General features: G+C 74.0%; 17 protein-coding genes. 11 read left to right on the top strand and 6 right to left on the bottom strand.

The window, feature by feature from the left end; genetic code table 11:
• Nucleotides 1–32: 32 nt before the first annotated feature.
• Nucleotides 33–1,331 (top strand): MFS transporter, encoded by a 1,299-nt coding sequence (locus tag AC27L3_RS17680; RefSeq protein ID WP_487234980.1) that lies wholly within the window; start codon nucleotides 33–35, stop codon nucleotides 1,329–1,331.
• A gap of 21 nt (nucleotides 1,332–1,352) precedes the next feature.
• Here AC27L3_RS17680 and AC27L3_RS17675 read toward each other — a convergent pair whose 3' ends face one another.
• The 3 genes from AC27L3_RS17675 to AC27L3_RS17665 are packed head-to-tail and all read right to left on the bottom strand — an operon-like array spanning nucleotide 1,353 to nucleotide 5,520.
• The gene (locus AC27L3_RS17675; RefSeq protein ID WP_487234979.1) at nucleotides 1,353–1,754 is read right to left on the bottom strand and encodes a nuclear transport factor 2 family protein; all 402 of its coding nucleotides are present in this window, start codon (nucleotides 1,752–1,754) and stop codon (nucleotides 1,353–1,355) included.
• Nucleotides 1,755–1,768: 14 nt separating this feature from the next.
• Nucleotides 1,769–2,722 (bottom strand): NAD-dependent epimerase/dehydratase family protein, encoded by a 954-nt coding sequence (locus AC27L3_RS17670; RefSeq protein WP_487234978.1) that lies wholly within the window; start codon nucleotides 2,720–2,722, stop codon nucleotides 1,769–1,771.
• Nucleotides 2,719–5,520 carry an alpha/beta fold hydrolase gene (locus AC27L3_RS17665; RefSeq protein WP_487234977.1) on the bottom strand — a complete coding sequence of 934 codons (2,802 nt, stop codon included), beginning with the start codon at nucleotides 5,518–5,520 and terminating at the stop codon, nucleotides 2,719–2,721. The genes AC27L3_RS17670 and AC27L3_RS17665 overlap by 4 nt, the downstream gene beginning before the upstream one ends.
• Before the next feature lie 692 nt (nucleotides 5,521–6,212).
• Between AC27L3_RS17665 and AC27L3_RS17660 the strand changes: the two genes are divergently transcribed.
• The 5 genes from AC27L3_RS17660 to AC27L3_RS17640 all read left to right on the top strand — a co-directional run bounded on the left by AC27L3_RS17660 (nucleotide 6,213) and on the right by AC27L3_RS17640 (nucleotide 11,066).
• Nucleotides 6,213–7,013 (top strand): helix-turn-helix transcriptional regulator, encoded by an 801-nt coding sequence (locus AC27L3_RS17660; RefSeq protein WP_487234976.1) that lies wholly within the window; start codon nucleotides 6,213–6,215, stop codon nucleotides 7,011–7,013.
• Nucleotides 7,014–7,076: 63 nt separating this feature from the next.
• Nucleotides 7,077–7,853: a LuxR family transcriptional regulator gene (locus AC27L3_RS17655; RefSeq protein ID WP_487234975.1), complete on the top strand. Its 777-nt coding sequence runs from the start codon at nucleotides 7,077–7,079 to the stop codon at nucleotides 7,851–7,853.
• Between the two features lie 274 nt (nucleotides 7,854–8,127).
• Nucleotides 8,128–9,072 (top strand): ACP S-malonyltransferase, encoded by a 945-nt coding sequence (locus AC27L3_RS17650; protein WP_487234974.1) that lies wholly within the window; start codon nucleotides 8,128–8,130, stop codon nucleotides 9,070–9,072.
• Nucleotides 9,069–9,824 carry an IclR family transcriptional regulator gene (locus AC27L3_RS17645; RefSeq protein WP_487234973.1) on the top strand — a complete coding sequence of 252 codons (756 nt, stop codon included), beginning with the start codon at nucleotides 9,069–9,071 and terminating at the stop codon, nucleotides 9,822–9,824. The genes AC27L3_RS17650 and AC27L3_RS17645 overlap by 4 nt, the downstream gene beginning before the upstream one ends.
• Nucleotides 9,825–9,947: 123 nt before the next feature.
• Nucleotides 9,948–11,066 (top strand): beta-ketoacyl synthase N-terminal-like domain-containing protein, encoded by a 1,119-nt coding sequence (locus AC27L3_RS17640; protein ID WP_487234994.1) that lies wholly within the window; start codon nucleotides 9,948–9,950, stop codon nucleotides 11,064–11,066.
• Nucleotides 11,067–11,135: 69 nt separating this feature from the next.
• Here AC27L3_RS17640 and AC27L3_RS17635 read toward each other — a convergent pair whose 3' ends face one another.
• A complete protein-coding gene (locus tag AC27L3_RS17635) occupies nucleotides 11,136–11,831 on the bottom strand; it encodes a hypothetical protein (protein WP_487234972.1) in 696 nt (231 codons plus the stop codon).
• Between the two features lie 164 nt (nucleotides 11,832–11,995).
• Between AC27L3_RS17635 and AC27L3_RS17630 the strand changes: the two genes are divergently transcribed.
• A complete protein-coding gene (locus AC27L3_RS17630) occupies nucleotides 11,996–13,051 on the top strand; it encodes a polyprenyl synthetase family protein (protein ID WP_487234971.1) in 1,056 nt (351 codons plus the stop codon).
• A gap of 180 nt (nucleotides 13,052–13,231) precedes the next feature.
• A complete protein-coding gene (locus tag AC27L3_RS17625; RefSeq protein WP_487234993.1) occupies nucleotides 13,232–16,207 on the top strand; it encodes an AfsR/SARP family transcriptional regulator in 2,976 nt (991 codons plus the stop codon).
• 21 nt (nucleotides 16,208–16,228) lie between these two features.
• On the opposite strand, the gene AC27L3_RS17620 is transcribed toward AC27L3_RS17625, so the two are convergent.
• Nucleotides 16,229–16,453, bottom strand: coding sequence for a hypothetical protein (locus tag AC27L3_RS17620; protein WP_487234970.1), 225 nt, complete (start codon nucleotides 16,451–16,453; stop codon nucleotides 16,229–16,231).
• A 179-nt stretch (nucleotides 16,454–16,632) separates the two neighbouring features.
• Between AC27L3_RS17620 and AC27L3_RS17615 the strand changes: the two genes are divergently transcribed.
• Entirely contained in the window at nucleotides 16,633–18,459 is a 1,827-nt protein-coding gene (locus AC27L3_RS17615; RefSeq protein WP_487234969.1) for an AfsR/SARP family transcriptional regulator, read from the top strand.
• 89 nt (nucleotides 18,460–18,548) lie between these two features.
• Here the strand turns inward: AC27L3_RS17615 and AC27L3_RS17610 are convergent, their stop codons facing one another.
• Nucleotides 18,549–18,785, bottom strand: a complete 237-nt coding sequence (locus AC27L3_RS17610; RefSeq protein WP_365964394.1) for a DUF6269 family protein — start codon at nucleotides 18,783–18,785, stop codon at nucleotides 18,549–18,551.
• A gap of 158 nt (nucleotides 18,786–18,943) precedes the next feature.
• Here AC27L3_RS17610 and AC27L3_RS17605 point away from each other — a divergent pair, with 158 nt between their 5' ends.
• Both AC27L3_RS17605 and AC27L3_RS17600 read left to right on the top strand, forming a co-directional pair.
• Entirely contained in the window at nucleotides 18,944–20,560 is a 1,617-nt protein-coding gene (locus tag AC27L3_RS17605) for a tryptophan 7-halogenase (RefSeq protein ID WP_487234968.1), read from the top strand.
• Between the two features lie 27 nt (nucleotides 20,561–20,587).
• Entirely contained in the window at nucleotides 20,588–22,678 is a 2,091-nt protein-coding gene (locus tag AC27L3_RS17600) for an ABC1 kinase family protein (RefSeq protein ID WP_487234967.1), read from the top strand.
• The last annotated feature ends 29 nt before the right edge of the window (nucleotides 22,679–22,707 follow it).

Below are 22,707 nucleotides of genomic sequence, written 5' to 3'. Positions count from 1 at the left end.
GGTTATGGGTCTCACTGCTCATCTTCAGCGGGGTGATCCTGCTGGACGGCCTCGACGTCTCGATGATCGTCGTGGCCATCCCCGAGATCCAAGGCGAATTCGGGATGACCGCGGGCACCGCGCAGTGGCTGGCCGGCGCCTACATCCTGGCTTTCGGCAGCTTCCTGCTGCTCGGCGGGCGCGTGGCCGACCTCTTCGGCCGCCGGCGGGTGCTGGTGCTGGCCATGGCCGCCTTCGCCGTCGTCTCCACGCTCGGCGCCCTCGCCGACGACGCGACCCTGCTGATCGTCTCGCGGTTCGTCAAGGGCATGGCGGCCGGCTTCGCCGCCCCGGCGGCCATGTCGTTGCTGACCACGACCTTCCCCGAAGGCCCGCAGCGCAACAAGGCGTTCGGCATCTTCAACGTCTTCGAGGCGTCCGGCTACTCCTCCGGCCTGCTGGTGGGCGGCCTGCTCGCGGCACTGGACTGGCGCTCCATCTTCATCCTGCCGATCCCCCTCTCCCTGCTCATGCTCTTCGGCGCCCTGCGCATCCTGCCGCCGGACCCGCCGCGCACCGAGCGCCAGCGCCTGGACCTCGGCGGCGCCGTCACCCTGGTCGGCGGCACCCTCACGCTGGTCTTCACCACCGTCCAGGCGGCCGAGGTGGGCTGGGCGTCGCTGCGCACCATCGGCGGGTACGTGCTCGCCGCCCTGCTGCTCGGCGGCTTCCTGCTGATCGAGCGCACCGTCAAGGAGCCCCTGATCCGCCTCGACCTCTTCCGCAACCGGGGCCTGGTGACCGCGAACATCAGCATCGGCGTGCTGTACGGCGGCGCGATGGGCTTCCAGTTCCTCCTCGGCCTGTACCTGCAGGACCTGATGGGATGGAAGCCGTGGCAGATGGCCCTCGTCCTGCTGCCGGCGGGCCTCATGGTGGTCGTCATCGGCCCCAAGCTGGGCGCGCTGATGGACCGGTTCGGCGTCACCAAGGTGCTGATGACCGGGCTCCTGGCCTTCCTCCCGTGCTACGTGCTCATGCTCTTCATCGGCTCCGAGCCCAACCTGTGGGGCGTGCTGCTGCCCGCCTCCGTGCTGTGGGGCGTCGGCTTCGCGCTGAGCATCGCCACGCTGATGGTCGCCGGCACCAACGGCGTGCCGGACGAGGAGCAGGGCCTGGCCGCCGGGCTGCTCAACAGCTCGCTGCAGGTCGGCGGCGCCTTCGGGCTCGCCGTCGTCACCGCGACGATCCTGCCCGGCACCGAGCTGGACATGCTCTACCCGGGCCTGTGGCTCATCCTGGGCCTGGCCGTCCTGACGATCCTGGTGCAGGTCTCCAACAAGCAGAAGTGACGTTCTCGCGCCGCGGACCGGTCACTCCTGCAGCAGGCGCTGGAAGGCGACGGTGTCGAAGACGTCCTCCATCCGTACCGCCTTGCCGTCACGGAAGGTCCACGAGTGCAGGAACTTCAAGGTCCGGGTGCGGCCGCGCGTGTTCGTCACCTCCCGGACGCCCAGGACGACGACGCGGTCGCCGCAGACGAGGAACTCCTGCGGGTCGAGCACCATCCCGCCGACGTGCTGCGGGACGCGGGCGAGGAACTCCCTGATACCGGCGTGGCCCCGCTGCGTGCCGCCCAGGCCGTAGTCGGCCATGCCGTCGGGGTGGACCCATTCGGCGTCGGCGGCGAAGACGCCGAGGAAGGCGTCGAGGTCACGGTCGCGGTGGGCGGCGTAGGCCGTACGGACCAGCGCGAGGTTCTCGGACGAGGTCATGGGTGGGCTTCCTCCTAGCCGGCGGTCGCGAGGCTGCGGACGTACTGCGGGTACAGGGCTTCGAGCGTGCCGCGGATCCCCTCGCGCCAGCCGACCGTGCACGGGCCGGTGAGCGAGCGGCGCAGGGTGGGGTCGAAGCGGTACGTCTCGCGCGTGACCGCGCTCGGCACGAGGTGCGCCTCGACGCCGGTGAGCTCCTCCAGATGACGGACGCAGTCGGTCATCCCCATCGCCTCGTCGCCGCCCCAGTTGACGAGCGTGGCCGGGATGCCGGCGGCCCGCCACAGGTGCGGCACCTGCGCCACGAGGTCGTCGGTGTGCAGGGGCGAGCACCAGTTCTGGCCGGTCAGGGGAACGGCGATGGGCTCGCCGGCGAGCATGCGGGCGAAGTACAGCATCGGCACGCCGCCGTAGCCGCCGGGACCGTAGGCGATGTTCAGCCGGGCGATGGTGGTGGGCAGGCCCAGGACGCGGGCGAACGCCCGGGCCGTGCCCTCCGCGGCGATCTTGCCGACGGGGTAGGCGGGCAGCCAGTCGGCGACGCCGTCGACCGGGTCGGACTCGGTGTAGGCGTGGTCCAGGGTGCTGCGCGCGTACAGGGCGCCGGTGGAGACGTACAGGAACGCCTCCGCGGTGCGGCAGTGGGTCATCAGGCGGCCGGTGGCCACCGAGTTGATCTCGACGGCGGCGGTGACGTCACCGTCCTCCCCGCGGTGCACGGCGGAGTGCAGGACGTGGGTGAAGTCCTGCGGGACGCCCTTGAGGGCGTCGGCGGAGCCGTCGGCCATGTCCCAGTACCAGGTGGTGACGCCCTGCCGGGTCAGCTCCCGGGCCACGCCGGGGGTGCCGAAGCGACCCAGGCACCACACCTCGTTGTGCCGGGCGAGGGCCTCGGCGACGGGTCGGGCGACCTGCCCGGTGCCGCCGGTGATCAGGATCTTCTTGCCGGTGAGTGCGGAGAGGTTCATGCGGGCTGCCCCATGCGGTCGGCGTCGGCGGCGGCCAGGGCGCGGTCGAGCTCCCGGCGCAGGATGGACTGGAACGCGGCGACGTGCCGCGGTCCCATCAGGGTGTAGTGCTCCCCGGGGATGTCGAGGTAGCGGTTGGGGCCGCATGTGAAGTCGTCCCAGCGGCGCAGCTCCCGCTCCACCCACTCCTCCTTGGTGCCCCGCAGGGGGACGGCGCAGAAGACGGTCATGGAGCGCACACGCCCGCCGGGCTCGTAGCCGCGGCCCAGGTCGGTCAGGGCGTCGGCCAGCTCCGCCCAGGTGCCGAACCGCTCCTCGTCGAGGTCCAGCTCGGCCAGCCGCTCGGCGGGGGCGAGCCGAAGGATGCGGCGGGTCTGCTCCTCCCGGGGCAGGCCGCGCAGCGTGCCCGGCAGCTCCCGGGCCGTGCGCCGGTCGACCAGGTCCAGGAAGAGGGCCAGGTTGGCGGCGGTCTCGGGGAAGTCCAGCTCGTTCATGCGGTACTTGATGTGCGGGGGCAGGTTGAAGCTGCCGAGGAAGTCCACCCGCTCGCCGGCCGCCTCCAGCACCTTGGCGATCTCGAAGGCGACGGCGGCGCCGAAGGAGTAGCCGGCCAGCGCATAGGGGCCGTGCGGCTGCCGGGCGCGGATGCCCTCCACGTAGGCGTCGACCATCTGCTCGAACGTGGCGAAGGGCTTCTCGTGCTCGCCGAAGCCCCGCGCCCGCAGGGCGTAGAAGGGCCGGTCGCCGGTGAAGTACTGGGCGAGGTTGGCGAAGACGAGGACCTCGCCGACCCCCGGGTGCACGCAGAACAGCGGCGTCCCGCCGCCGGACGTCTGCAGCGGCACCACCGGGTCGTACACCTGCCCGGCCGCCTGCTCCGGCGCGCCCAGGCGGGCGGCGAGCGCCCGGACGGTGGGGGCGGTCAGCAGCGTGATGATCTCCGGACCGGCGACGCCCAGGCGCTGGGAGACCTTGGCGCGCAGCCGCAGCAGGTCCAGCGAGGTGCCGCCGAGGTCGAAGAAGTTCGCGGTGGCGCTGATGGCGGCCGGGTCGGTGCCGAAGAGTTCGGCGTAGATCTCCGCAAGGATCCGCTCGGTGCGCCCCTCGGGCTCGGTGTGCCCGCCGAGCATGCGCTCGGTCAGCTCCGCGACCGCGCGCTGCTCGGCGGCGTAGGCCCCCGACTCCAGCCGGCGGCGCATCAGCGCGCGCTGGATCTTGCCCAGGCTGGTCTTGGGGAAGGCGTCCGCGGGCAGCGGCAGGACGAGGGCGGGACGGAACCCCCAGTGCATGACCACGGTGCTGCGCACGGCGATCAGTACGCGGTACAGCGCGCCCGCGTCCCCGGCGGGGACCTCCGGATGGAAGGCGATCACCAGCTGCTCGGTGTCGCTGCCGGCCGGGCGCAGCGGGAAGGCCGCGACGTAGGAGGCGGCGACGCCGTCGAGGCGTTCGAGGGCGGCCTCGATGTCGTGGCTGAAGTAGTTGACGCCGTTGACGATGACGCTGTCCTTGCTGCGGCCGACCAGGGTGAGCCGGCCGTCGTCGAGGCGGCCCAGGTCGCCGCTGCGGAACCAGCCGTCGGCGGTGAACGCCTCGTGGGTGGCCCGCGCGTCGTTGTAGTAGCCCGGGGTGATCATCGGGCCGGACAGCTGGAGTTCGCCGGTCTCGCCGTCGGGCAGGGGCGCGTCGTCCTCGCCGGCGATGCGCAGGCGCAGGCCCTCGACGGGGGTGCCCAGGCAGGCGAACTCCTTGCCACGGTCGACGGCGGGGAAGGCGCGGGAGTAGACGCTGCCGGCGCAGGTCTCGGTCATGCCGAAGGCGGGCCACAGCGCGTCGGGGGCCAGCCCGTGCTCGGCGTACCGGGCGAGGAACGCCTCGCCGGTGGCGCACACCACGGCCTCGCCGCCGCTGATGATGTGCCGCAGTCGGCTCAGGTCGAGCCGTTCGCCGCGGGCCTCCAGGCGCTCGGCGGCGGAAGTGAGCAGGCCGATCAGGAAGTTGGGCGCGAAGGTCATGGTGACCTGGTGCCGGGAGACCAGGCGCAGGAATTCCAGCGGTTCGCCGAGGATCACGGGGGCGGGCACGTGCAGCTGGCGGCTGCCGGTGGACAGCGGCAGCAGGTGGCACTCCAGCAGCGCGGCCACGTGGTCGAAGGAGACCCAGTTCAAGGTGGTGTCGGCGGGGCCGAGGCGGTGGTGGCCGTTCTTGCCGGTCATGGAGGCCAGCAGATTGGCGTGGCTGAGCATCACGGCCTTGGCCGCGCCGGTGGAGCCGGAGGTCAGGAAGAGCACCGCGGTGTCGCCGGGGTCGGCGGGGTACGGGGTGGGGGCGTCGGCGGCGCGGCGGTGGCCCGCGCCGGCGGCGGCCTGCAGCGCGCTCAGGGGCACGGCCACCAGGCCGTCCACGGGCGGCAGTTCGGCGGCCAGTTCGTCGCCGGTGATCAGCAGGGGGCCGTCGAGCAGCGCGGTCACGTGCGCCAGCTGGGCGGCCCAGCGCTCGGCGTCGCCGCGCAGCGGAACCAGGGGACAGGGGACGAAGCCGCCGAGCACGGCGGCCCAGAAGGCGGTGAGGAAGTCGCGGGGGTGCTCGAGGACGAGGACGACCCGGTCGCCGGGGCGCAGCCCGCGGGCGCGCAGCCCGTCCAGCAGGTGAGTGGCGTCGTCCAGCAGCTGGACGTGGGTCTGGTCCTGGTAGGCGGCCCCGGCGCCGCCGGAGCAGTAGCGGATTCCCGTGTCGGGATGGTGCCGGCTTGCGTCGAGGAGCAGGTCGGCGATGCTCCGCGGGCGTGCAGTTGTCATGTTTTCCCCGTTGCTTCAAGGCGCGCCGGGACGTGCGGGTCCCGCGCGGCGTCGAAGGAAGTGCGCTTCCGTTGATTGCTTTGGTCAACCACTCCGGAAGGAACTGAAAATGGCCACTGGTTGAATTCCGAAGGTGGCTTGAATCAATCGGTTTGTCGCCACGGATTCCGCGCCGACGGACCGGACGGATCCTCTTCGGGCCTGCGGTTCCGCGGGCTTCGCCGGACCGCTGTGGACTGCGGCGGTGTCGTGGTCACGCCGCGACTGTAGGCGACACGCGGCCAGTATCAGCATGTGGATGGCCTTTACTGGACAGGGAAATGACGCTCTGTGAGGTGTTGTTCGACCCCTCGTGACCCAACTAGTAAGGGGAGGTACCGCTTCCGAGGGTGCAGTGCAGCTTGTTGTCAGCGGGGATGGGAGATGCTGGTGGGAGCGTTGGGAAAACCTGGTTCACTGACCGGAATCCGGCCATCCCCATGATGGCTCGTTGACTGGGTCTCGCAATGCGAACTAATGTCTGCCCAGATCAAGACGATCTTCTCGTTGCCGCCGCCCAAAGCGAAAAGCCGTCATTCCGGTTGTCTGCGTAAAGGGGTGGGAAAACGTTCCCCGCCGAGTCCGCGCCACGGCACTGCGGCGTTCACGCGCGGCTGCGGCGACGGGAGTGCCTGGGCACGCGAGGGGGACGTATGACAGGCTTGACAGTTGAACCACCATCGGGCGTCCGCGGGCCGGACGCCGCGGGGGCCGCACCGGCCACGAGGGACGAGGAACACGCCGCCCATCTGGAACAGGCGCTGCTCCAGGCCCGCGCCCTGATCGAATCCACCGTCTCCCTGTACCGGCAGCGGGCCGGGGCACCCTCCGCCGTCGAGCACACCGACGCCGCACTCATCGGCCACTCCCTCGACGAACTCATCGGACGCGCCCGGCACACCGTCTGCGTCGCCCTCACCGGCGCCGGGGAGTTCGCCGACGCCGTCCTGCGCTCGCTCGCCGCGCTCCCGCCCCGGGTCTCCGTACGGGTGCTGTGCACCGCCGAGGCCCCCGACAGCGCGCTCGAACGGCTCGGCAGGCTCCCGGAGAACCGCATCGAGGCCCGCGTGTCCGAACGGGAACTGCGCGAGGTCCTCATCGTCGACGGCACCACCGCCCTCGTCCGCGCCGGCGCCGCCGGCCCCGAACAGGCCGCCGTCGTCAACGACACCGCCGCCGTCCGCGCCCTGGAACTGCTCTTCGCCGGCGCCTGGTCCCGCGGCCGCGACCTGACCGACCATCTGCGGCTCAGCCCGCGCCTGCGCACCGAGCTCGCCCGCAGCATCCTCGAACGGCTGCGCGCCGGCAAGACCGACGAGACCGCCGCCCGGGAACTGAACGTCTCCCTGCGCACCTACCGGCGCCACGTCGCCGAGATCATGCGCGAACTGGACGCCAACTCCCGCTTCCAGGCGGGCGTACGGGCCGTCGAGGCCGGCCTGCTGTCGGAGTGAGCGGCGTTCACCGCAGGGAGAACGCCGAGGGGCACACGAGAAAACGGATGGTGAGAGCAGGACGTGTCCAGCAGTGCAGAGGACGAACTGGAGCATGCCCTGCTCCAGGTACAGGCGTTGATCGAGTCGACCGTCGCCATCCACCGCGACCGCAGTACCCAGGAACGGCTCATCACCGTCGTCGACAACGACTACGGCGTCGTCCTCGACACCGCGGAATCACTCATCCGCGGTGCACGCGAGAGCATCGACATCGTGCACGCCCGGCACTTGACGGACGAGGAGCAGACCGGCCGCTCGGAACGGGGGTTGATCTACGGCGCCGCCGAGCGCATCACCGTACGGCTGCTGAGCTCGCCGGCCCTGCTGGACGAGGAGTTCGTGCGCGAACAGCTCGCCCGCGACCGGCCGGTGGCCATCCGGGTGGCCAGGGTGCCGCCCCTGCAGGCCCTGGTCGTCGACGGCCGGGCCGCCCTCGTGGTGGCCGAGTCGGCCGTCGGCCGGCGGGCCTCGGTGATCCGGCTGCCCGAGGTGCTGCACACCCTGCAGACCCTCTTCGAGAGCGTGTGGGCCAACGCCGTGCCCGCGGGCGAACCCCTCGTCTTCGGCGACCGCGACCGCGCCGCCCTGGCCCGGCAGGTGCTCGGAGCCCTGCGGGCCGGGGTCACCGACGAGGTCGCCGCCCGCGAGCTGGCCGTCTCCGTGCGCACCTACCGGCGCTACGTCGCCGAGATCATGGCCCTGCTCGGCGCCAGCTCCCGCTTCCAGGCCGGCGTGCGCGCCGCCGAACTGGGCCTGCTGCCGCCCGCCGGCAGCCAATTCGGCGGCGGCCGCAGATGAAGCGGTGGCAGCTTCCTGTGCACTGGCATCTTCCTGAAAGGGACGTTGCCGCGGGAGAGCACCGGCCAGTTGTATGACCCGTCAGGAAAGGGAGAGCGCCGCCCGGCGGACGCCGTGCGCAATGAGCACGCCCCACGGGCCGCCTTCCTTCCCCGGCGGCTGATTCCCCCGTTATGCCGTCGGCGCACGGGGGCCGGACACTCCGGCGCACACGGATCCGGCCCTCGTGCCTTTCGGCGGAACACCAGCGGGAAGAACAAGTGGAGGGCGTTCCATGAATCAGCTGCCGATCGGCCTCGTGTTCCCGGGCCAGGGAACACAGAAACACCACATGGGCGAACCCTGGCGGGACACCCCGTCGTGGGAGCTCACCGCGGAGATCTCCGCCGTCACCGGCGAGGACCTCCCCGAACTCCTCCTGGCCACCCCGGCCGAGGACCTGCGGCGCACCGACCTCGCCCAGCTCACCGTCTTCACCGTCTCGCTGATCGCCCACGCCGAGGCCGTGCGCACCGGCTTCCTCGACGGCCCCGTGGTCGCCCTGGCCGGGCACAGCCTCGGCGAGTACACCGCCCTGACCGCCGCCGGCGCCCTGACCGTCGCCGAGGGCGCCGCCCTGGTCGCCGCCCGCGGCCGGGCCATGCGGGAGGCCGCCCGGCACCGAGAGGGCACCATGGGCGTCCTGGTCGCCGCCCCCCTGGCCGAGGTCGTCGCCATGGTCCGCGAGGTGCGCGAGGGGGGCGCCGACGTGTGGGTCGCCAACGTCAACGCCCCCGGCCAGACCGTGGTCTCCGGCTCCCCCGAAGGCATCGCGGCCGTCGCCGCCAAGGCTCCCGTCATCGGCGCCCGCATGCTCGCCCTGCCCGTCGGCGGCGCCTTCCACAGCCCGTACATGGCCCCCGCCGCCGCGGCCCTGAGCGGCGCCCTGCGCGCCGCCCGCTTCGCCCCCCGGCACCTGCCCGTGGTCGCCAACGCCGACGCCCGGCCCTACGACGGCGACTGCGACTGGCCCGAACTGGGCGTGCAGCAGCTCACCTCGCCCGTGCTGTGGGAACAGAGCGTGCACACCCTCACCGGGGATCTCGGCTGCCGCCGGCTCGTCGAGATCGGGCCCGGCCGCACCCTGGCCGGGCTGATCCGCCGCATCGTCCCCGACACCGAGGTGATCAGCGTGGACGGCCCCGGCGTCCTGGAGCGGGCGGCGGTGCCGGCCCGATGAGCGTCACCGCGACCCGGCAGCCGACCGTCAGCGGAGTCGGCGTGCTCGACAAGGCGTCCCTGCTGCTCGGCGTGGTCGAGAAGGGCCCGGCGACACTGGCGGCCATGGTCGCCCACACCGGGCTGGCCCGCCCCACCGTCCACCGCATCGCCCTGGCCATGGAACGCCTGGACCTGCTCACCCGCGACGCCCAGGGCCGCTTCGTGCTCGGCGCGCGCCTGAGCAGCGCCGCCGCCGACGTGCAGCGGGACCGGCTGGTCCGCACCGCGGGGCCCGTCCTGAACCGGCTGCACGCCCTGACCGGCCTGCACGCCCTGCTCTTCCGGCGCCGCGGCGGCATGCAGATCTGCGTCGCCGCCTCCAGCGACCCCCTCACCGATGCCGAGGTCGTCCCCGTGGGCTCGGCCCAGCCGGCCACCGCCGGCCCCGTCGCCCAGGTGCTGCTGGCCTGGGAGGACCCCGAGGAGCTCTACGAGGGCCTGCGCCGCGCCCGCTTCACCGCCGCCACGCTCGCCCTCGTCCGCCGCAACGGCTGGGCGCACGGCCCCGACGCCGCCGTACCCGGCTCCGTCGCCATCGCCGTGCCGGTGCGCCCCGAGGGCACCCGCGGCGCGGCCGCCCTCGCGCTGACCGGGCCGCCCGCCCGGCTCGCCGTCACCCCCAGCCGGGTGCTGCGCGGGGCCGTCATCGAGGCGGCCTGCGAACTCGGCGACGCCACGGTGCGGGCCAAGGGCCCGCGCGGCCGCACCTGAAGACGCCGGCACGCACAGCCGTACCACGCACGTCCGTACCACGCACGTCCGCAACACGCACGTCCGAAACAGGTACATCCGAAACGGGGTGAAGGTGTGTCCACTGCCGTGTGCGACGAGCCGGTGAGCCGTCCCATCGTCGGGATGGGGGCCGTCGCGGCCACCGGCGCCGGCGTCGACGAGCTCTTCGAGAGCCTGTGCGCCGGCCTGAGCGGCCGTGCCGAGTTCCGCGGCTTCGACGGCAGCCGCTTCCGCGGCCGGCACGCCTACGAGGTCGACGACCGGCCCACCGCCGGCTCCGACGTACCCGGGCGCGCCACCCGGCTGCTGCTGGACGCCGTCGGCCAGGCCGTGGCCGACGCCGGCCTCGGCGAGGACCTCGCCGGCATCCCCGTCCTGGTCGGCACGGGCATGCGCGAACTGCGCTCCCTCGAACTGTGGTGGCGCGACGGCTCGCCCTTCGCCGACTCCGGCCTGGACTTCGGCACCGCGCTGCGCACCCGCTTCAACGCCGACGTCACGCACACCTTCTCCAACACCTGCGCGGCCTCGCTGTACGCCCTGGCCCTGGCCCTGGACCTGCTCGCCCAGGACGGCGAGGACGCCCCCGAGGTGGTGGTCGTCGCCGGGGTCGACGTGCTCACCGAGTCCCTGTACGGACTGCTCGAACGGGTACGCCCGGCCGGCGGGCGGGCGGTGCCCATGGGCGACGGCGCCGCGGCGGTCGTGCTGCGCCGCACCGGCGACGACGCCCTGCGGGTGCACGGCCGCCTGCGCGGCGTCGCCGTCAACTGCGACGCCCACCACGTCACCGCACCCTCCCCGGCCGGCATCGCCGAGGCCATGCGCGCCGCGCACCGCATGGCCGGCGTGGGCCCCGGCGACGTCGACCTGGTGATGCTGCACGGCGACGGCACCCTGGGCGACGACGAGGCCGAGGCCGTGGCCCTGGCCGACGTGCTCGGCGACGCGGCGGGCGGCCCGCTGATGACGGCCGTGCAGTCGATGACCGGGCACACCTCCGGCGCCTCCGGCCTGATCAACCTGATCGTGGGGCTGCGGGCGCTCAACGAGGGGCGCGTCCCGCCCACCGTCGGTGCGCGCCCCGCCTGCGCCCCCGCCGCCCCCTTCCGCTTCGTCACCGGCACCCCCGCCGGCGGGCAGCGGCTGAACGTCGCCCAGCTCAACGCCTTCGGGCTCGGCGGCATCAACGCCGTGGCCATCGTCGAAGGCGCGTGCTGAGCAGCAGTCCCGGAACGCACCGGTGCCCCGCGGCGGACTCGCCACGGGGCACCGGTCGTCAGGAGCGGATCACTCGCAGCCGCGCTGCCAGTTCCAGCCGATGAAGGTGTGCCGCAGGTCCACGTCGAAGGTGCACGTCGCGGTCGCGTCCGGGTTGAGCTTGACGTACGAGTGGTGCGTGTTGGCGTACCACTTGCCGGTCACGTCGAAAATGCCCTTGTAGGCGAACTCCGCGTGCGCCTCGGAGTTGACCACCGAGCAGTTGGTGAGGCAGTCGTCCTTGTGGTCGGCGGACTTCACCGACCAGCCCGCGTCCCACGGCTCGCGGTTGAACTCCTGGCGCGCCTCGGTGGACGCGCTGGTGATACGGCCGTCCGCCGTGTTGACCGTCGAGGTGGTGTACAGACCCGTCATCCGGATCTTGCAGCAGTCGAACATCTCGTTCCAGCTGCGGATCTGCCGCGTGGTGCCCGCGGCCGCGGCCACCGGCTTCGCCCCGGCGACCGCCTTCTTGGCGGCCGCGCCCGAGGCGGGCACGTACTGCACGGGGCCCAGCACCGGCTTGCAGTCCTCGCCGATCGTCACCTGCTGGGTGACCGCCATGCCGGCGGGCGGCGCCGGCAGGGTGCCGGACAGCTTGACGCCGTCACAGGACTTGGCGGCCGCGTCGGGGGCCTCCTGCGCCGTCTGCGCCTGGGCCGTGCCGCCCATGAGGGCCAGCAGACCGGAAGCGGCCACCACGACGGATGCGAAACGCTTGCTCAATTCACGTGCCTTTCTTGATGTGCGTCGGCAGGAGCGTAAACGCCGAATGGCCCCTTCCAGCAGGCACGAAGAAAGGTTGCATCTTCCTGCCACTTCCCTTGGCGCAGTTCATGGGATCCCGACATGGTTGCGCAGCACACCACGATTCCTAAAGGGGTTTCCCCGTGGGCCTGATTCACATGGACCCGGCCGCCGCAGCCGGTCCGGTGCCGCACCGTTCCTCCGGTATTCTCGGGCAACTCGCGCTCGACGACGAGGAATTCGAAACAGCCATACGCGAGGGCCTGGCCGCCGCGGAGAAAGCCCTGCAGGACTGCGTGCGCAGCGCCCCCGACCCCCGCGTCGCCGACCTCACCGGCCACATCGCGGCCGCCGGCGGCAAACGCATGCGCCCCCTGCTCGTCCTGCTGGGCGCCCAGTTCGGCGAACCCTGGGACGAGGGCGTCACCGTCGCCGCCGTCGTGGCCGAACTCGTCCACCTCTCCTCCCTCTACCACGACGACGTGATGGACCAGGCCGCCACCCGGCACGGCGTGCCCAGCGCCAACGCCCGCTGGGGCGAGCGCACCGCCGTCCTCGGCGGCGACTGGCTGCTCGCCCGCTCCGCCCAGCTCGCCGCCGGCCTCGGCGCCGACGCGCTGCGGCTGAACGCCGAGACCGCCGGCCGCCTGGTCGCCGGGCAACTGCGCGAACTGACCGGCCCCGCCCCCGACGAGGACCCCGTCGCGCACTACTTCCGCGTCACCGAGGGCAAGACCGCCGCCCTGCTGGCGATGTCCCTGGGCATCGGCGCCCTGCAGGCCGGCGCCCCCGAGCCGTACACCGCTGCCCTCGCCGCCTACGGCGAGCACCTCGGCATCGCCTTCCAGATCGCCGACGACCTCCTCGACCTGGCCGCCCCCGCCACCCTCACCGGCAAGGAACAGGGCAAGGACCTCCTCGCCGGCGTGCCCAGCCTGCCGGTGCTGCTCGCCCGCGCCGACACCGCGGCCGGCGGCGCCGAGCTGCGCGCCCTGCTCGCGGGCGGCGCGCTCGCCGACCCGGCCGACCACCGCCGGGCCCTGGAGCTGTTCCGCACCGCCCCGGCCCGCGCCCGGGCCGAGGAGATCCTGCACCAGCGGCTGGCCGACGCCCGCGCCGCGCTCGCCGTCCTGCCGCCGCTGACCGCGCGCAGGGCCCTGGACGCCCTGTGCGACTTCGTCGCCCTCCGCACGTCCTAGGCCGCGCCCCTTCGGGGCGCCGTAGCCGCCGGGTCGGCGGATGTCGAGAGGGCCGCACGGCAGCAAGCTGCCAGCGTCGTTGCCCGCCCCACAGTGCCTTGTTAAGCACTTGAAGCGGCATGAACCGGGTCGCACGGAGCCCGGGTGCGGCCGCGACATGGGAGGCAGCTCGTGCTACAGATGGTGTTCCGGATCCTGGGACCGCTGGACATCAGCGCCGGTGGGGCGCCGGTGACGCTCACCGGCGCCCGGCAGCGCACCATCATGTCGATGCTGCTGCTCGCCCCCAACCGTGTCGTCTCCGTCGAGGCCCTCGCCGACGCCGTCTGGAACGGCCGCCCGCCCGCCACTGCCCGCAACCAGATCGCCATCTGCGTCTCCGCCCTGCGCAAGACCCTCAAGGCCACCGTCGGCGTCGACGACGTCCTCGTCACCAGCCACCCCGGCTACATGCTCTTCGCGGGCGAACACCGCATCGACGCCGTCGAGTTCGAGGAGCGTGCCGCCCTCGGCCGCGAGGCCGCCCGCAGCGGGCGCGCCGAGGAGGCGTGCGCCCACTTCGAGGAGGCCCTCGCCATGTGGCGAGGCCCCGCCCTGGAGGGCATCACCGCCGAGCGTGCCCAGGCCGAGGCCGCCCGGCTGACCGAGATGCGCCTGGACGTCCACGAGGAGCACGCCGGGCTGCGCCTGGAGATGGGCCACCACCGCGAACTCATCGGCGAACTGACCGCCTTCGTCCGCGAGCACCCCCTGCGCGAGACCGCCACGGCCCACCTCATGCTCGCCCAGTACCGCTCCGGCCGCCGCGCCGAGGCGCTGGAGACCTACCGCGACGGCCGGCGGCTGCTGGCCGAGGAGCTCGGCATCGATCCCGGCCCCGCCCTGCAGGAACTGCACGAGGAGATCCTCGCCGACTCCCCCCGGCTGGCCCTGCCCGCCGAACCGGTCGCGCTCGTGCCCTCCGCCACGGTGCCCGCCCAGCTGCCCTCCGCCGTCGCCTCCTTCACCGGCCGCCGGCGCGAACTGGCCGCCCTCGACACCCTCCTGGACCACCTCGGCGGCCCCGCCCTGCCCGTGGGCTCCGTGACCGGCATCGGCGGGGTGGGCAAGACCGCCCTCGCCGTCCACTGGGCCCGCCAGGTCGCCGTCCGCTTCCCCGACGGCCAGCTCTTCGCCGACCTGCGCGGCTACGACGAGGAGGAGCCGCGCCGGCCGAGCGCCGTCCTCGACCGCTTCCTGCGCGCCCTGGGCGTACCCGCCCCGCAGATCCCCGCCGACCAGAACGAGCGCACCGCCCTCTTCCGCAGCGTCCTCGACGGCCGCCGCGTCCTGATCGTCCTGGACAATGCCCGCTCCTTCCAGCAGATACGGCCTCTGCTGCCCGGCTCCGGCCGCTGCTGCGTGCTCGTCACCAGCCGCGACCCCATGGGCGGCGCGCTCGCCGGCGACTACGCCTTCGTCCCCCTGCACCTCGACGCCCTCGGCCAGGACGAGGCCATCGCCCTGCTCTCCCGCGTCGTCGGCGACGACCGGCTCACCGCCGACCCCGTGGCCGCCGCCCGGCTCGCGGCGCTGTGCGACGGGCTGCCGCTCGCCCTGCGCATCGCCGCCGCCCGGCTCGCCGCCAAGCCCCACTGGACCGTGCGCTCCCTGGTGGCCCGGCTGGAGGACCAGCACCGCCGGCTGGACGAGCTCAGCCCCGACGAGCGCGGCGTGCGCGCCGGCCTGCGGCTGAGCTACCGCGACCTGCCGGACGCCACGGCCCGGATGTTCCGGCTGCTGGCCACCGTCAACGTCCCCGACTTCGCCGCCTGGGCCGGGGCCGCGCTGCTCGACATCGAGCCGCTGGACGCCGAGGACCTCATCGAGGAACTCGTCGACGCCCAGCTCGTGATGCCCGTCGGCACCACCACCGGGCACGTGCGCTACCGCTTCCAGGGCCTGCCGCGCCTCTTCGCCCGCGAACGCGCCCTCGCCGAGGACGCGGCGCCGGACCTGCGCCGGGCCGTCCGCCGGGCGCTCGGCGCCTGGCTCGCCCTGGCCGCCGAGGCCCACCGGCGCGTCTACGGCGGCGACTACACCGTGCTGCACGGGCCGGCCCCCCTGCACCCGTTGCCCGCCCACCTCACCGACAGCCTGCTGCAGGACCCCATGGAGTGGTTCGAGAGCGAGCGCGCCGCCATCACCGGCCTGGTCGAACAGGCTGCCCGCGACGCGGAGTCCGCCTTCGCCTGGGACCTGACCATGACCAGCGTCACCCTCTTCCAGAACCGCAACTACCTGGAGGACTGGCGGCACTCCTGCGAAGCGGCGCTCGCCGCCGCCCGGCAGGCCGGGGACCGGCTCGGCGAGGCCGTCATGCTGCACTCGCTCGGCACGCTGGAGATCGTGGAGTGGTCCTACGACCGTGCCGGCGCCCACCTCACCGACGCCCTGCGCCTGTTCGAGGAGCTCGGGCAGGACCAGGGCCGCGCGCTGGTGCTGCGCAACCTCGCGCTGTGCGCCCGCCACCACGGCGAGCTGGACGACGCCCGTGACCTCGGACACCGCTCACTGGAGATCTTCCGCGCCGTCGGCGACCGGTACGCCGAGGCCCACGTCCTCGGCATGCTCGCCCAGATCGAGCTGGAGCGCGGCGACCCCCGGGCCAGCCTGCAGCTGTCGTCCGAGGCCGTCGCCCGCAGCCGCGCGCTCGGTACGGCCCGCGGCGAGGCGCAGAGCACCGTACGGCTCGCGGAGGCCCTGCTCCACCAGGGCGACGGGCAGCGCGCCGAGGAGGCCGGCCGGCGGGCCCTGGACCTGGTACGGGCCGGCGGCGACCGCCGGGGCGAGGCCCACGCGCTGCGCGCGCTGGGCGAGGCGCTGTGGTGCCAGGGGCGCACCCTGGAGGCCGAGGAGGCGGTGCGCGAGGCGCTGCGGGTCGCCGGCAAGGTGCCGGACCGCTACCTGCAGGGCCGGGCCCGCATGGTGCTGGGGTGCCTGGTGCTGCTGCACGGCGAGGCGGCCGGCGCGGCGGACTGCTTCACGGCCGCGGACGAGCTCTTCGCCGGAATCGGCGCGCCGTTCTGGCAGGAGAAGGCGCGGCACCTGGGGGACGTGGTGCGCGGCGGCGCGGCGCCGGGCTCGCAGGAGCTGTTCGCGCTGGTGCAGCCGTGAGGGAGGGGCGGTGCGGCCGCCTCACGTCCAGGGGTCGTCCTTGACGGTGGCCGGGGCGACGGTCCACGGGTCGTCCTTGGTGCCGGCGGGGGCGACGGTCCACGGGTCGTCCTTCGCCACGGCCGGGCCCACCGTCCACGGGTCGTCGTGCGGCGCCGCCTGGGCCGCGGTCGTGCCGGCCGCCGACAGCAGGAGGACCGCCCCGGTCGTGGCAAGGGCCTTGAGGGCGGGGGAGAGGCGCTTCACGGGTTCCTCCTGGGACGCGACGGTGGTCTCGGCTGCTTCCGGAGCGCTCGCCCCGGTGTGCCCACCACGTTAGGAAGACCCCTTTTTCCGGCGCTTTCGTCTCGCTTTCGCGACCGCGAAACCGACCGCGAAATCGCCCCGACAGCCCCGTAAAAGCGCAGGTCAATAGCGTTTCGCGCATGGACTTCCAGATCCTGGGGCAGGTCGCGGCCACGGCCGGCGACCGCGCGGTGGCCCTCGACGGCGCCAAGCAGCGCACCGTGCTCGCGGCCCTGCTCCTCGCCCACGGCAAGGTCATGCCCGACGAGCGCCTCACCACCCTGGTGTGGGGCTGGGAACCGCCCGCCACGAGCACCAACCAGCTCTACACGTACGTCTCCCGGCTGCGCACCCGCCTCGGCGCGGACGTGACCCTGGAGCGCGTGGGCGCCGGATACCGGCTGGACATCGGCGACGCGCCCCTCGACTGGGACGCCTTCCGCCGCCTCGCCGAGGCCGGCCGCGCCGACCTGGCCGCCGGGCGCCACGAGGACGCCGAGCGGCACCTGTCCGACGCCCTCGCCCTGTGGCGCGGGCCCGCGCTCACCGGTGTGACCGAGCACCTCGCCGAGGCGGAGGGACCGCGCCTGGAGGAGGCGCGCATCGCGGCACTGGAGCACCATGCGGAGGCCGCGCTGGCGCTGGGGCGGCACGGGGAGATGGTGCCCGCCCTGACGCGGCTGGTGCACCGGCACCCGGTGCGCGAGCGGCTGCGGTGCCACCTGATGACCGCGCTCTTCCGCAGCGGGCGACAGGCGGATGCGCTGGCCGTGTACGAGCAGGGGCGGGCCGTCCTGGCCGAGGAACTCGGCATCGATCCGGGGAACGAGTTGCGGGCCCTGCACCAGGCCGTGCTGTCCGGCACCGTGGCTCCGGCGCAGGCGCCGCAGAGCGGGGTGGTGGCGGCCGGTGGGCCGGTGGGTGCCCCTGCGTTCCTCCCCCCACTGCCGCTGGCCGGTGCCCCCGGCCGGACGACTGCCCGCAAACCGGCGACCTGCCCCGCCCCGCCCGCCGACTTCCTCGGCCGCGAGAGGGAGGCCGAGGACGTCATGGCCGCCCTGCGGGCCGGGCGCGACGTCGTCGTCACCGGGGCGCCCGGGACGGGGAAGTCCGCGCTGGCGCTGTGGGGTGCCGCGCATCTCGCCGGCGACTTTCCCGACGGCCGGCTGCACGCGGACCTGCGCACCGCCGACGGCACGCCCCGCGAACCCGCCGAGATCCTCGGCCTGTTCCTGGGTGCCCTCGGTGTCGGCCCCGACCGGCTGCCGGCCACCGCCGACGAGCGCGGGCAGCTCTGGCGCACGCTGCTGGCCGGCCGCCGCGTCCTGGTCGTCCTCGACAACGCCGCCGACGACGCCCAGGTCCGGCCGCTGCTGCCGGGTGCCGGTGCCAGCCGCACCCTGGTGACCGGCGTGCGCGCCTCGCTCGCCGCCCTGGAGGGCGCCCACCTCGTGCGGCTCGGCCCGCTGGAGCCCGCCGCGGCGGTGGGGCTGCTCGCCGCCGTCGCCGGGCCCGCCCGGCTCGCGCAGGACCCCGAGGCGGCCGCGCGCATCGCCGAGTACTGCGACCGGCTGCCCCTGGCCCTGCGCATCGCCGGCGCCCGGCTGGCCGCCCGGCCGCACTGGCCGGCCGCCCGGCTCGCCGCCCGCCTCGCGCCGGAGGAGCGCCGGCTCGGCGAACTGCGCCTGGGCAGCCTGGACGTACGGGCCGCCCTGCGCACCGCACTGGAGCGGCTGCCCGCACCCGCCCGGCGCGCCTTCGCCGTGCTGGCGGCGGCCGGCCTGGAGCGGCTGGACGCCGCCGACGCCGCCGCGCTGCTGGACACCGGCACCGACGAGGCCGAGGACCTGCTGGAGGAACTGGCCGACGCGGGGCTGCTGGACGGCTGGCCGCTGTACGGCTGCGCCCCGCTCGTCCGCCTCCTCGGGCGGGAGTCGCATGCCGCCCCGGCGCTCGCCTCTTTCTGAGCGTTCCGGACGTTTCCCTCTCCCGCTCGCCTTTCGCGGGCCGGCCGCCTTTCGGCGCCGGCCCGCGAAGGCATTTCCGCGGTCCCGGCTCAGCCGCAGCCACCCGCGTGGGAGTCGTCGAGCCCGTAGTACTCGCGGGGATTGTCGAACTTCCCCTGCGCCGCGAGCTCGGTGAGCGCGTCGACGTACTGGGCCAGCAGTTCGGCCCACGGCGCCGCATTGTCACGCAGCAGGGACTCCTGGGTCAGGGACGCCTGCTGCTCGATCTCCTTGAGGAACTCGAGCGGGTGCTGAACCTGGGCAGGGGCGTTCTGTGAGTTGTTCATTGCTCCTCCTCCGTATGGGGCCGGGCCCCTCTCAGGTCCCGCATCCACAGATTCGGCCCCGCTCCTGTACGGGATCGGGCGTCCTTCCGTAGCGCTTTCCATAGCCGGATGGAGGAGGAATACAGCTTTCGTACAGGCCCCTGGAAAAGCCTGCCCGCATGGGCGATCTCATCGAAAACGTCGTCGTGGCCGGCGGCGGGCGCGACGCGTGGACCGCGGCCGTCCGCCTGGCCGGCGCACTGGGCGGCACCGTCCGCGTCACCGTCCTCGACCCGACGCCGGGCCCCGGACCTGCGGGAATCGAGGCAATCGAGGCGGCCCGGCTCGCCCCCGGAGTCCAGCAGGCGCTCTTCGACGGCGCCGGGGTTCTGGAGAGCGAGTGGATGCGCGCGTGCGACGCCTCCTTCGACGTGGCCTCGCGGTACGTCAATTGGCGCACCCCGCACGCGGCGAGCGCCGTGCCACACACGCTTTCCGACGGCCGGGCCGACCATTTCTACCGCCCGTACGCGCAGCTGCCCCTGTGCGAGGACGTTCCGCTGATCGACCACTGGCGTACGCGCCGCCATCACGGCGAGACGCTCGAACCGTTCGACTACGCCTGTTTCCGCGAGCCCCCGCTCATGGACGCGCGGAAATCACCGCGCTGGCTGGACGGACGCGCCGCACTTCCCTACGGCTGGCACGCCGACGCCCATTTGTTCACCGCATTCCTGCGGAAACTGGCGACCCGCACCCTCGGCGTACGCCGGGTCATCGGCGTGCCGCACTCCGCCGAACGCGACGCACAGGGAATGCTGACCGCACTGCACACGGCGGACGGCCTGCGCATCGACGGCGATTTCTTCCTCGACTGCACCGGGGAACGGCGCCTGCTGATATCCGGGGTCCTCGACGAACCCTTCGTCCCCGCGCACGAGGAACTGCTGTGCGACAGCGCCGTCGTCGTCACCACCCCCCACGACCCCGCGCAGGGCATCGAGCCGTACACCACCCTCGTCGCCGTCCCCGAGGGCTGGGCCTGGCGCACGCCACTGGCCGGCCGCGTCGTCACCGGCCTCGTCCACGCCGGGCACCTCACCGGGCCCGACCGGGCCGCCCGGCGCCTGTGCGCGCTGTGGGGCGCGGACCCGGCCCGCGCCACCGTGCACCGGATGCGCCTGGCCACCGGCCGCAGCCGCCGCTCCTGGGCGAAGAACTGCGTGGCGCTGGGCGCCGCCTCCTTCGCCCTGGAACCGCTGCCCGGCGCCGGTCCGGCCGACGTCCTGGGCGCCGTGGACCTCCTGGTGCGCGACTTCCCGGCCATGGCCGGCCGCGAGGCCCCGGCGGCCCGCTTCGAGCAGGCCCTCGCCGAACGCTTCGCCCGCGCCCGCGACCTCGCCCGCCTCCACTACGCCGCCGGCCCCCGCACCGACGCGCCCCTGTGGCGCGCCCAGCACGCCCTGCCGCCGTCCGCCGCCCTCGCCGAGAGCACGGCCGCCTACCGCGCCGGCCTGACGCCCGCACCCGGCGAAATCCCCTACCACGCCCTGCTCGCCGCCGCCGCCGTCAGCCGCCCGGCCCCCTGCCCCCCGCTCGCCCACCGCCCCGACTCCCGCCGCGCCGCCGAGACCCACTTCACCCGCGTCCGGCGCCAGCAGCGCATCCTGCTGGAGACCCTGCCGTCCGCCGACGCCTACCTGCGGCGGCTGCACGGCCTGCCCTCCCGGCAATTCCCGCGCCTGCATGAAGCTGCCACGGTGCTCGGTTCCGGCGGTGGCTTCGCCCTAGCCTGACCGGCGACCTATCCCGAGGGAGCCGAGATGACCCGACAGGCCGCCGCTGCGGTGGACGACATATCCGTGACCTTCCTCCTCGTCCTGGCGGCCGCCGTCGCCCTCGGCGTCATCGTGCTCGGCGTCTCCGCCGCCTCGCGCCGGCTGCTGGGCATCCGGGTGGGGCCGCTGCGCGCCCTGTCGACCGGCCTGGTGGGCCTGGCCACGCTCACCGTCTCCGGGCAGGTGATCCACGGCGAGGACAACCGCGGCGTCCTGACCTTCCTGCAGTTCGCCCTGTCCCTCTTCGCCGCCATGGCCGCACTCGTGCTCGCCGAGGTCTTCGTCCCGCACGGCAGCTGGGCCCGCCCGCTGCAGGCGGTGCGCGGCCTGGGCGATCGCCTGGCCCGGGTGCGCCGCTACTCGCAGATCAGCAGGATCTTCGTCCGGCACGGGCTCGGCCGGCTGGCGCGCGGCCGCGCCGGCTGGGAGCGTGCCCTGGAACCCGGCGAGTTCGGCGAGCGCTCGGCCCGCTCGCTGCGGCTGGCGCTGGAGGAGTGCGGCGGCGCGCTCATCAAGCTCGGCCAGGTCCTGTCCACCCGGCGCGACCTGCTGCCGCCGCACTTCATCGACGAGCTCAGCCGGCTGCAGTCCGACGTGCCGGCCGCGCCCTGGCCGGAGGTGGAGGCCGTGCTCCGCAAGGAGCTGGGCAAGCCCGTCGACGAGGTCTTCGAGTGGATCGAGCACGTGCCGCTGGCCGCCGCCTCCATCGCCCAGGTGCACCGCGCCCGGCTGGCCGGCGGGCCCACCGTCGCCGTCAAGGTGCAGCGCCCCGGCATCCGCGAGACGGTCGAGCGCGACCTCGACATCGTGCTCACCGTCAGCCGCGGCCTGGCCGCCCGGGCCCGCGCGGCCCAGGCCCTGGGGCTGCGGGAGCTGGGCGACGGGTTCGCCGAATCGGTGCGCGAGGAGCTGGACTTCCGCGTCGAGGCCCGCAACGCCGGCGCGGTGGCGGACGCCTGCGACGGCCACGCCCCCGAGGCGCCGGTGCGCATCCCGCGCGTCTACTACGAGTACACCTCGGCCCGCGTCCTGGTGCAGGAGTGGCTGGACGGCGTCACCCTCGACCGGGCCGGACCGCTGGCCGACCGGGAGGGCTGGGACCGCGAGAAGCTGGCCCGCAGCGCCTTCGACGCCGTGCTCCACCAGATCCTGCGCGTGGGCACCTTCCACGCCGATCCGCACCCGGGCAACCTGCTGCTCCTGACCAGCGGGCGCATCGGCATGCTGGACTTCGGCTCCGTCGGCCGGATCGACCCCTCCGTGCGGCTGGCCATCCAGGAACTGCTGATCGCCGTCGACCGCGGCGACCCGGCCGGGCTGCACGACGCCCTGCTCACCCTGCTGGGCACCCGGGCCACCACCGACGACGAACTCATGCCCGACCCGCTGCTGCTGGAGCGGGAACTGGGGCGCTTCATGGCCCGGCACCTGAGCGCCGGGGCCCAGCCCGACACCGAGATGTTCACGGCGCTGTTCCGGATGCTCGCGCGGTTCGGCCTCGCGGTGCCGCCCGAGGTGGCGGCCGTCTTCCGGGCCCTGGCCACCGTCGAGGGCACCCTCACCCGGCTCGCCCCCGGCTTCAACATGCTGGAGGAGGCTCGCTCCTTCGCCATGGCGATGCTCACCGACCGCCTCGGGCTCGGCGGCCGGCGCGGCACCGCGGGCGGGCCGGGCGCCGAGCGGGCGGCCGGGTTCGTCCCGCCGGCCTTCTCCTCGCTCGCCCAGGGCGCCGCGCAGGAGTTCCTCTCCGTCCTGCCCATGCTGCGCCGGCTGCCCCGGCGGGCGGAGCGGATCAGCGCCTCCCTGGAGGAGGGCCGGCTGGGCGTACGCGTGCGGGTGCTCGCCGACGAGCGGGAACGGCGCTTCGTCTCCGGCCTGATCCACCAGGTGACCATCACCCTGGTCGCCGCCTGCACCGGGCTGATGGGGGTCGTCCTGACCGTCTTCGGCACCGGCCGCGGCCCGCACCTGACCAAGGAGCTGGAGCTCTTCCCCGTCCTCGGCTACCACATGCTCGCGGTCAGCGCGATCCTGATGCTCAGGGCCCTGTACACGGCGATGCGGCGGCCGGTGTGACCGGTGCCGCCGCCTCTCGCCCCGCGGTC

The sequence above is a fragment of the Streptomyces sp. PKA51 genome, assembly GCF_057552455.1.
Note: the sequence above shows the minus strand (reverse complement) of the source record. Positions and strands in the feature narration are given on the sequence as shown.

Bases quoted from the DNA above. Each gene is read 5' to 3' on its own strand.
- AC27L3_RS17675 (WP_487234979.1), bottom strand. From the start codon at position 1,754: ATGACCTCGTCCGAGAACCTCGCGCTGGTCCGTACGGCCTACGCCGCC.
- AC27L3_RS17670 (WP_487234978.1), bottom strand. From the start codon at position 2,722: ATGAACCTCTCCGCACTCACCGGCAAGAAGATCCTGATCACCGGCGGC.
- AC27L3_RS17665 (WP_487234977.1), bottom strand. From the start codon at position 5,520: ATGACAACTGCACGCCCGCGGAGCATCGCCGACCTGCTCCTCGACGCA.
- AC27L3_RS17660 (WP_487234976.1), top strand. From the start codon at position 6,213: ATGACAGGCTTGACAGTTGAACCACCATCGGGCGTCCGCGGGCCGGAC.
- AC27L3_RS17650 (WP_487234974.1), top strand. From the start codon at position 8,128: ATGAATCAGCTGCCGATCGGCCTCGTGTTCCCGGGCCAGGGAACACAG.
- AC27L3_RS17645 (WP_487234973.1), top strand. From the start codon at position 9,069: ATGAGCGTCACCGCGACCCGGCAGCCGACCGTCAGCGGAGTCGGCGTG.
- AC27L3_RS17625 (WP_487234993.1), top strand. From the start codon at position 13,232: ATGGTGTTCCGGATCCTGGGACCGCTGGACATCAGCGCCGGTGGGGCG.
- AC27L3_RS17615 (WP_487234969.1), top strand. From the start codon at position 16,633: ATGGACTTCCAGATCCTGGGGCAGGTCGCGGCCACGGCCGGCGACCGC.
- AC27L3_RS17610 (WP_365964394.1), bottom strand. From the start codon at position 18,785: ATGAACAACTCACAGAACGCCCCTGCCCAGGTTCAGCACCCGCTCGAG.
- AC27L3_RS17605 (WP_487234968.1), top strand. From the start codon at position 18,944: ATGGGCGATCTCATCGAAAACGTCGTCGTGGCCGGCGGCGGGCGCGAC.
- AC27L3_RS17600 (WP_487234967.1), top strand. From the start codon at position 20,588: ATGACCCGACAGGCCGCCGCTGCGGTGGACGACATATCCGTGACCTTC.